Source organism: Vibrio ordalii ATCC 33509 (genome assembly GCA_000257205.1).
Lineage (GTDB): Bacteria > Pseudomonadota > Gammaproteobacteria > Enterobacterales > Vibrionaceae > Vibrio > Vibrio ordalii.
Genome location: AEZC01000249.1, coordinates 1 through 1,939 on the forward strand (window position 1 = coordinate 1; position 1,939 = coordinate 1,939).

Consider the following 1,939-nt stretch of genomic DNA (forward strand, 5'->3'; position numbering starts at 1 on the left):
GGTAAATAGTCGCTGCAATTTGCACAAAGTTTTTGCCTAAAAATCCCCCTTCAACGCCTCGGTTATTGATCGTACCCGCTTCAATATCAATGCTCACATCTGGGTTGTTTGAGGAAAATACCGCTTGCGCTAACTCTACCCCATCCAAATCAGGATAACGCATCGTAATTTGCATATGTAAGTACGCATCGGTCGGATGAATATTCAGTTCATGATCCAAACTTTCTTGAGGAGGACGACAATCCCACGGTGGAATTGCTACGAGAGAAATGGGTTTAAAGGAAAACTCGCTATTCCAAAACATGGGTAAATTGCCGCGAAACGGCCCTTCAACGATTTTCTTATTGGGTCCAACGAATGAGTAGTAGTCTGAAATACCAAATCGCCAATCTTTCGGAATATAAGCTGAGAGTGGCTCGAAAGGATTATCATGAAAGTCACGAAATGTAACATCAAGGTGATGGCTGACGTACATATCGTATTCTTTCAATTTACGGATAGAAACAGCTTCCCCTTTTTGATCTGGTTTTGAGTAGATGATTGGAAAACCAATATCGAGAGAATCCTCTGACATCTGATCATATTTCTCTTCAATATATGACCATTCTTTTATTAAGTGCTCATTGAGGAACTCCGCATTATTGAGCAACTGCATACTGGAAGTGATGGTTGGGGAATACTGAAATGCGAGCGATGCCTGAATTTGCTGTTCACTACCGTATTCAAAATGAGAGTCTTGCTCTAACTCAGCCAGAATATGTAAACGAAGCAAAGCTGACAGACGTGACTTATCAATATGTTCTGATACAAGCCCATGTTTGATGGCAGGCTCAACCAAGCTTGTCTGCAAAAACCGTTCAATATTTTCCTTGGATTTTTCTTCAAGGAAATTACGCGACAAGCCGTTATTGTACGAACCTTTCACGCCCGTTTTACCCGCTAAAACCTCTTTGACAAAGATCGCGTAATTTTCAACATTACTGGTGTTTTTGAGTCGGTAATCCTCTTCACCAACCGAGATGGGTAACAAATCGACAAAGTCAGGACTCAAATCTTGCTGCAAGCTAATGATAAACGGCACACTGAGAAGATCGGTCAAAATTGACAGGTTGGAAATTGGCCCAGCCTGCACGGCTTGCTGCTCATAGAGCGCAACGCCAGATTGTAAATCGTAACTTTGTTGTACTAATTCACTACGTACATGACCGGGAAACGCCACATTGGTAACAATACATTGGGCATCAGGGTCATTATCCCCTGTAGTCATTGCATCACGCTGAAATGACAATATTCCTGCCTGATCGTCGAGTACACCGAAATAGACTTCTTTCGAGAGGTAAGGCCTTTCTAGTGCCTTGTTATATCGCATCACTTCAACGTTGATTATGGTGCCTTTGGCTATCTTATAATCTTGTTGGAACTCTGTATCTACCGAGACTTGGCAAGCATATTTTTCTGTATCAGGATAATAGACATTTTGCGCAGAGTACCTTACTGGTAAAGCCCCATAAGTTATATTAGGCAAAATACTCAATACTGGAAGCATGGCTGAAAAAATCAAGCTATGCCTAAGCGATTTCTCTCTTTTCATAAGTAAGAAAATTCCTATTTATATTTTAATCAAAAACCCCATATCCAAATTTCATTAAGTTAACATATCAATCCATGATTCTTAGGGATAGTTTTAGTCTTTTGAGACAGCATGAAAATAACAGATTTGTTATTTACCTATACTTAAAATAGCCTAACATTGATTCTCAATACAAAAAAGAGTCAGAGTTAGCATGCCATAATAAAAATAAAACACTCAATATATGAGATTGAAAAACGAGGGAACATTTAAGAAAAATGATTTAAACATTAAGTCCACAAAATAATCAATTAACAATGTAGTAAATTAAAAATCATTACCGTGAGATATTAAACCCCCCCTCTGGCA

At 39.0% G+C, this 1,939-nt stretch carries 1 pseudogene; it reads right to left on the reverse strand.

What is annotated here, in order from left to right:
- Positions 1–1,591 (reverse strand): annotated as a pseudogene (locus VOR_RS0116335) (anthrax toxin-like adenylyl cyclase domain-containing protein); the annotation flags it as partial.
- Positions 1,592–1,939: the final 348 nt, after the last annotated feature.